Origin of the sequence: Baaleninema sp. (genome assembly GCF_049974805.1) — a bacterium.
Lineage (GTDB): Bacteria > Cyanobacteriota > Cyanobacteriia > Cyanobacteriales > Geitlerinemataceae > Baaleninema.
Genome location: NZ_JBNGCO010000162.1, coordinates 1 through 7,208 on the forward strand (window position 1 = coordinate 1; position 7,208 = coordinate 7,208).

10 protein-coding genes are annotated in these 7,208 nt (G+C 51.5%); 9 read left to right on the plus strand and 1 reads right to left on the minus strand.

Annotated elements, in window-relative coordinates; genetic code table 11:
• Positions 1-197: 197 nt before the first annotated feature.
• Positions 198-437: a hypothetical protein gene (locus ACP5D4_RS20145; protein ID WP_428013401.1), complete on the minus strand. Its 240-nt coding sequence runs from the start codon at positions 435-437 to the stop codon at positions 198-200.
• A 205-nt stretch (positions 438-642) separates the two neighbouring features.
• Between ACP5D4_RS20145 and ACP5D4_RS20150 the strand changes: the two genes are divergently transcribed.
• The 9 genes from ACP5D4_RS20150 to ACP5D4_RS20190 all read left to right on the plus strand — a co-directional run.
• Complete coding sequence (locus ACP5D4_RS20150; protein WP_428013402.1) at positions 643-1,857, plus strand: hypothetical protein; 1,215 nt, start codon at positions 643-645, stop codon at positions 1,855-1,857.
• Position 1,858: 1 nt separating this feature from the next.
• Positions 1,859-2,149: a hypothetical protein gene (locus tag ACP5D4_RS20155; protein WP_428013403.1), complete on the plus strand. Its 291-nt coding sequence runs from the start codon at positions 1,859-1,861 to the stop codon at positions 2,147-2,149.
• An 18-nt stretch (positions 2,150-2,167) separates the two neighbouring features.
• Complete coding sequence (locus ACP5D4_RS20160; RefSeq protein ID WP_428013404.1) at positions 2,168-2,401, plus strand: hypothetical protein; 234 nt, start codon at positions 2,168-2,170, stop codon at positions 2,399-2,401.
• Positions 2,402-2,767: 366 nt separating this feature from the next.
• The gene (locus tag ACP5D4_RS20165) at positions 2,768-3,319 is read left to right on the plus strand and encodes a hypothetical protein (protein ID WP_428013405.1); all 552 of its coding nucleotides are present in this window, start codon (positions 2,768-2,770) and stop codon (positions 3,317-3,319) included.
• 8 nt (positions 3,320-3,327) lie between these two features.
• Positions 3,328-4,098, plus strand: a complete 771-nt coding sequence (locus tag ACP5D4_RS20170) for a hypothetical protein (protein WP_428013406.1) — start codon at positions 3,328-3,330, stop codon at positions 4,096-4,098.
• Between the two features lie 5 nt (positions 4,099-4,103).
• Positions 4,104-5,135 carry a metal-dependent hydrolase gene (locus ACP5D4_RS20175; RefSeq protein WP_428013407.1) on the plus strand — a complete coding sequence of 344 codons (1,032 nt, stop codon included), beginning with the start codon at positions 4,104-4,106 and terminating at the stop codon, positions 5,133-5,135.
• Entirely contained in the window at positions 5,132-6,079 is a 948-nt protein-coding gene (locus tag ACP5D4_RS20180; protein WP_428013408.1) for a hypothetical protein, read from the plus strand. The genes ACP5D4_RS20175 and ACP5D4_RS20180 overlap by 4 nt, the downstream gene beginning before the upstream one ends.
• A complete protein-coding gene (locus ACP5D4_RS20185; RefSeq protein ID WP_428013409.1) occupies positions 6,048-6,776 on the plus strand; it encodes a TolC family protein in 729 nt (242 codons plus the stop codon). Before ACP5D4_RS20180 ends, ACP5D4_RS20185 begins: the two co-directional genes overlap by 32 nt.
• A 31-nt stretch (positions 6,777-6,807) precedes the next feature.
• The coding region (locus ACP5D4_RS20190; RefSeq protein WP_428013410.1) for a thermonuclease family protein at positions 6,808-7,208 on the plus strand (401 nt) is incomplete at its 3' end.

A 7,208-nucleotide genomic window follows, 5' to 3' on the forward strand; every position in this document is an offset into this window, starting at 1 on the left:
CGATCCACAGATCGCCAAAGCGATCCACAGATCGCCAAAGCGATCCACAGATCGCGATCGCCTCTTGAAACCCGCTCTACAAGAGGCTTCCACGCCCCCCCAGACTATACAGACTAATACAGACTATTCAGACAGAGAGAGAGAGCGCGGCGAAAACAATTTCTCGGAAGAATCGCAAGCCGACAAGTGGGAGGTTCTCAAAGCTGAGTTCGAGGAATGGCGATCGCACCTCTCACAGGAACAGTCAGACCAGTTCGGACGGTTCGTCTTAGAACGATTGCGATCGCTCCCTCAACAGCCTGCAATTCCCGATAAGTGGATTTTGTCAAACTGGAAATTCTTAAAACGACAGTTTGAAGGTCAGCTTCTGACTCACGATCGACCCACAACGGTTGAGGTCGTTTCGCCGCCGCTATCTCCACAGAAAACTTCACCATCAGAGAATCAGCGGACTACCCCACTATCTCCACAGACAACTTCACTCCAAGCAGTGACACCATCGCCGTACAAAACTCCGGCGCAGATTCGAGCTGAAGCAGAACGCATCGATCGCGAACGTCAGACCCCCGAGGCGATGGCGACCGCGCGACAAGCTCTTGACGCAATCCGAAAACGATTTGGACTCCAACGCAAGGAGATCACATGACTTACCTCAAAAAAGTTCAACCGATCGAATCGCCCTTCAAAGTGGGCGATCGAGTCTTAGTCAACGGTTCTTGGTGGAACGGTGAAAATTGGGAAAATCTTAAGGATTGCCCAGGTTCGATCGTGGGGGTTAATCCCTCCGACGGAGATTGCCACATTCGCTTTTTGGATGACGGAAAATTCGGTCTTTTTAATCCCGAGGAAATCAAGAAAGAACCCCAAAAACCAGCATGTAAGCACGACTACGTCATCGGAACCTTCAAAGGCGAGTACAAGCTTAAGTGTGTTCAATGCTCAAAGGAAGTTAAAAGCCCTGAGCTTCTGTGGAAGCGTAGCCAGTTCCAGGACTTCCAACTTGAATCTTTCTCTAAAATCCACACAGACGAAAACGTACTCGAAGGATATCGGCGGGAGATTGCCGCCATCGCACAAAAGCTTCAATGTCCAGCATTGCCATTAAAATCGGCTCGAAAGAACTCCGTGTCGCGTTTAGCTTTTGAAGAAAAGTCTGTGGAGATAACCCCTTGTCAACACGAACACCTTCAAGGCTATGAACTTGAAAGCTATTTTTTAACCAACGGAAGGCTATACATTCGGTGTATTCGCTGTAAACAGGAGATAATTAAAGACCTGGGAACACTCTGGAGGTACAGCGATTATTTGAGCGATCAATTCCTGAGTTTCTTGGAAATCGTCCCTCACAGAGAAGATGTTTGGGGAGAGTTCAAGAAAAAAGTTGAGGCGATCGCCCAACGGCTCCAGTGTCCGGCGTTGCCGTTGAGAGCGCGGTTTCGAGGCGGAAGCGATGGCCGCTGGGAAGATTGGCCGCCGGAGAAGGCTTGGGAAGTTGCCTGCGACCTCGATCGAGACTTTGCCGAAGGTCGGGGAGACGAGAACTATATACGAGTTTCGATAAACGTACTGGCCTCGAAGCTGCGGTGTCCGTTACCCGAACCTATCTCTTACAGCGCCGGGAACAAGACCCCGAAAGGGTGGATTGAAAGGCAAGAAAAAACGCGGCATCTCAAATCAGGTACCAAAACTTACGAGTATCTGTATTACCGCTATGAGGAATGGATCAGCGGACAGCTGGCACGGACACGGGCTGTTCGTATCGACCCGGCGAAGCACAGTCACTTAGCCTGTCTGATTAAGGCTTACAAGTGTTCAGTCGAGGAAATTTTAGAACGACGTTCAGAATGGGAATATTGAAATGGCTGAGTTAAAAATCGATCGAGACCTGTTCGATCGCATCGTTCGTTTTCTTCATATCCACGCCGAGACGGATGCTGAGGCGAAGGCTATCCTCAAGGAAATCGATCGCAATCGCGTTCAGGTGAAGTTTCCGCCAAATATGCCCGATTCAGTGAAACGGGCGTTTCTCAACAGACTTCAAGAGAATTTCCGGCAATATCCCCCTCGGGATACAGCGGAAGCCTACCAGCGGGTTCGCGCTCTCGGGGAAGAAATGGGATTTTCAACTCAACACCACAAGCCCAATTGAGCTTATATCCACAGAAAGATGGAAAACTACAACTACCCTGTCCCAGATCCAACTTGGGACTACTTGACAATCTACGATCGCCTCTACGAGTCGAAGTTCGAGATAGAGCGGCTTATCGCCTACTTGAGTAGGTTTGAAGATGCCTCGCCGGAGGCCGACCGAGAAGCCAAAGAAGCGCTCGATCGCATCGGTCAGAACCTTAACCAGGCCCGCAGGATGTTCGATATAAATGGTGGACGTCCAGAGCCTTGAGACAAAATTAAACCGTCCGGTGGTGGCTCACTGGACGGTTTCTTAATCGAACAATTGTTAGGCGTTAAACCGTCACCACCCCCAGGACAGGATTTCTTCGATCGCGCCTGCTGGCGGTTTCAGAAAGCTGGAAAGATCGGGCGCGAAACGGCTTGGTCTGTGGAGCGCCGCCCTGGATTCGATCTGCCAGAATCCTGATTCAAGCTGAGTCGATCGAGTGCGGGTTAAGGGTCGCTATCCCTTGCCCGTTCTAGTCTGTGGAGATTCGATCGCACCCGTAGAATCTTCCGGCAGAATTCCGGTGGAATTCCGGTGGAAATTTCTGCGACTGCCACATAATATAGGGAAAAGATTTTAAAAAATCCCATGACAAAATTCTACAGAGACGATATTCTGCAACGATTCGGTGTCGGGAAAGACACCTTCTACAAATGGAAACGACATTTATGCCTTGAGGGCTCGAGGGACGAAAATAAGGCGGTTTACTTCACAGAAGACGATATCGCCGCGTTGGAGGTTTTAAAACAGCACTTAGACAACGGTGGGAAATTAGAGGATTTCAACAGATCAGCATTGGCTATCTCCTCCGATAACAACCTCTCAAAGTTTTCTGTGGAGATAGAAGAGGAAGATCTGATCGAAATCCCAGAGACTCCCGACCCGATGGAGGACGTAGACCTCGATCGCTTAGTGTACGAAGCGGCCGAACTTAAAGGTCAGCAGTTGGTGACGCCGCAACTGGTGAAACTAGCAATCGCTGGGAAGTTATCCGAAGACGAATTGCCCGACGACATCAAAGCCAAGGTGAGGGCGGTGCGGGAGGCTGCCAACCCAAAGTATCAAGCCGATTCGATCGCATTCCAAGTTCTGAGCAAATGGCGCAGCCAGAACGGTCGAATCGGCAACACCCAGAGTTAGATCGGATATTGTCTGCGATCGACCACGGTACTAACCTATTGGTATTAGGCGAAGCTGGCTCGGGCTTAGCCGATTTACCCCTCGACGTGGCTGCGGCTGCGGATGGGGATGTGGCGATCGCAACCTACAAAGGAAGCGGTAAGAAGTTCTTTCAGGCGATCGCAGAACAGCTTGGTTGTCCCACCGAAGACCCCGAAACTGAGAAGCCCCTGACGATGGACGGGCTAAAAGAGGAAATCCTACTGAATGTGAGCGATCGCACGGTGTTTGTCTTGCCGGAAGCCAAAAGGTTAACAACTGGAATCCGTTACTGGCTCGAAGACTGTAGCGCCAGCGGTGCCACGCTGATCTGTTTTGCATCGTCAGTTCCCCAAAGGGACATTTTCTTGGACATGGTGACGCTCGAACTGAGTGCGCCGGAAGACGATTTAATCCGAGAAGTCATGGCCAGAGAAGCCGATCGAATTGGCTTGACGATCGATCGATCGCGCTTGGCAGCGTTGCAACCTCTCGCGGGGAGAAACCCCATGTTGGCACGCAAGGTGATCCGGGCTGAGAAGCTTGGCTTAAACCGAGAGGCCAAACCCGAACACACTCAGTATTTGGTCATCATGCCGATTATTCTGGCGTTGCTGATGAGCTTCGCTGTCTTGCGCTTTGTCGGCCTGGGAACGAAAAATCAATCGCTCTATATATTTGGCGGCATTTCCCTGGTAGCGGCGATGGCGCTCAAACAGATTGGCCAAATTCGCGGAGCAAGGAAGGGACTAGGCGCATGATGGCTTTGACTCACGCAGCAATCGCAGCCAGTGGCGTCTCTATGATTTTGGGAACTGCCGATCCGTTGCCCTTGGGGTTAGCGGTGTTGGGTAGCCAACTACCGGATATCGACACCACCACCTCATTTATCGGCCAGATTTTCTATCCGGTTTCGAGTTGGATTGAAGATCGCTTTCCTCACAGATCGGTTACCCACAGCTTGCTGGCTACGGCAGTTTTAGCGGCAATTAGTTTTTTCTGTGGATATAGCCTTTCGATCGAGTGGAAGGTTTGGGCAGCTCTACCGCTCGGTCACTTGCTATCAAGTTTCTCCGATACCTTTACCCGTCAGGGAGTACAGCTTTTTTGGCCTGAACCCGCGTGGTGTATCTCAGTCAGTAACCCCAAACGGCGGTTGGTGACTGGTGGGCCAGGGGAATACTGGGTGCTGGCAGTGGCGATAATGCTGTTAGTGGTGAGCATTAACGTCAACTCCACTGGTTCGATCGCCTCGTCGGTCGGAACAACGCTTGGACTTCGCGACGAAGTAACTCGCCAGTACAACGCCATAGCCAACACAAATCACGTTTGGCTGAACGTGAAAGGTTACAAGCTTGGCGATCGAACTGCCATCGATGACAGGTTTTTTACGATCGATCGAGTTGGTAACGAGTTCGTGGTAACAGACGGCGAGGCGGTTTATGTCACTAGACAACAGATCGAAGTGGAAAAATTATCCCTTGTCGAAGGCGATCGAGCGGTGGTAACGACGGAAACACTTAACTTCAACGACGAACCCGCAGCGGAGAAACTGCAAAACCTGTTATATCCACAGACAAAATCGTGGACAACAGGAGAACTGGCAATTGAGTTTGGCGACGAAATCTTATTGCAACCCAACCCGCTGCAACATCAGACGGTTTCGTTGATGGGGAATGTTCTAACGTTCGATCGATGCCCTCTCGAGAAAGCCATCGAACTACTGGGCGACCAGTACGGAAAAGGAACGCTGATCGTAAAATCAGTGACGCCAAACCCATTCGGAAGCCACTCATGAACGAAGGACTACAGATGTTCATTGGGCTTGTCGGCTCGTCTTTATTCGCTGTCTCAGGGGCAATCGCACAGCTTCCAACACTGTCCACCGGACGTTCGCCGGAGACAACCATCGCCCAGTTAGAACCGTCCACCGCACCTCCACCGGAAACATCCACAAACTCACCGCGACGGCTTGAGATTGCCGTTTCTATCACCGCGCCGGAGGATTTAAAGGTTGCTGAGGGTGACGTGGTGGAAGTCGGCCAAATTCTCGCAGACCGCGATCGCGAACGGGAAAGGTTGTATCTCCAACGGGAACAGCTTCAACTTTCACTCGATCGGCTCGAATCAGCAATCATAACGCCGCCGTTACCACCCGCCCCCGTGCCGGAGATGGCCAATTTACCGGCCGCCAATTACCAGGAGCGAAACGCACAAATTGAACGGGCTAAGGCAGCGATCTCAACAATCGATCTCGAAATCCAAGACAAGATCGCTGAAATTAAGTCGCTCGACAGGATTGACAGTTTAGACCCCGCCGTTATTGAACACGAGCGATCGCAACTCGAACGGCTCCGACGAGAACGCTCGGAAAAATTGCGGGACTACCAACTGGCGATCGCCCAACTTGCCACGGCGCGACAGCAGACGCAGCATCAGGAATACCTACACAGCCTGAGCATTGCCGAACGGATTGGACGTCAAAACCAAGCGGCATTGCAATATCAGGCTCAGTTGCAGCGGTTCGAGCAGCAGTTACGCGATCGCGAGTACCAATTAACCCAGACAAGGATGAGGTTAGATGACATCAACAATCAGTTGGCGGAGATTGCGACGGTGCGATCTCCTTACGCTGGGGAAATCCGCCGCGTCCGTTGGATCGGGCAAAATCCTGACGGCTCTCTGTCTGTGGAGTTGTCTCTCATGGTCGGTGACGGCAGAACCGCTCCCGTGTCTCGATAGTTCAACCGAGTGCATCGACCAGTTAACGGAGGCGGCGATCGAACGCTCTAGAGAACTCGAAGTTATCGATCGTCGCATCGCTATATCCACAGAACAACAGCAGCTCTATCTAGACCGCGCCGACCACCACCGCAATCGACGTTGGACAGCGTGGCTCGTTAACCCAATAAGCGCCCCGTTCGACTTTGCTGCAAATATCTTCGGCGGTGGTCAGAGACAGGAGTTAGATTTGGCAATCGAAAATATGGAGTTGCGGGCATCCGAGATCGAGTCTCGGGAGTTTCAGTTACAAGTCCGACGTGGTGAGCTTGAAGATCGGTTGCGTGAAGAGGTCTTGGATTTGGTGTTGGTGCTCGATCGATTCAATCGAGATTTGGAATTACTTCGATCGCAACAGCAGACCCACCAACAACAGCTTGAAATTTACTCGGTTAGCTACCGTGCTGGAAACGGAAGCACTGACCGATATCTGAGGATGCAGCTTCACACCGAGGAACTAGAGAATCGTTTGATCGAGTACCAGTCAGATTTGCTGAAAACTGTACGTAAATTAGAGGAGATTACCGGATATGTGGCAGAAAGTGAGTGGCGGGATATTACTGGCGTTGAGTCTGGCAGCGATCGCCTTTGGGAGACTCAACAGCCAACCACCTCAGTCACAGAGGAGTCCGACGGATTGGGCGGCGAACAATCCTGAACTCGAACCTGTCTCGCTGGTTCCGGGTTCCGTGTATGACGGCGATACGATTCGCGTCATCGCTAACGGCGAAGAACTGAAAATCCGATTTGCTTGTATTGACGCACCAGAGCGCGAACAACCCAGAGGCGAAGCCGCTCGATCGAACCTTAAAGAAATACTTGATCGATCAAGTCAAATCTATATCCACAGACAAACGGTCGATCGTTACGGCCGCGTCGTTGCCGAGGTTTGGGCGGATATCCCAGAAATGGATTTAGTTCTCGTTCAAATGCTTCAAGCCGAAGACGGGTTCGTTTTCCCTTATGAACGTTATGCCGAGGACTGTAGCCAGTGGTCGGCGGTGGAGATGGCGGGAGCGGAAGCGCGATCGAAATCCCTTGGGGTTTGGTCTGATCGACCGCCTGAATATCCTTGGGATTATCGGCAAAA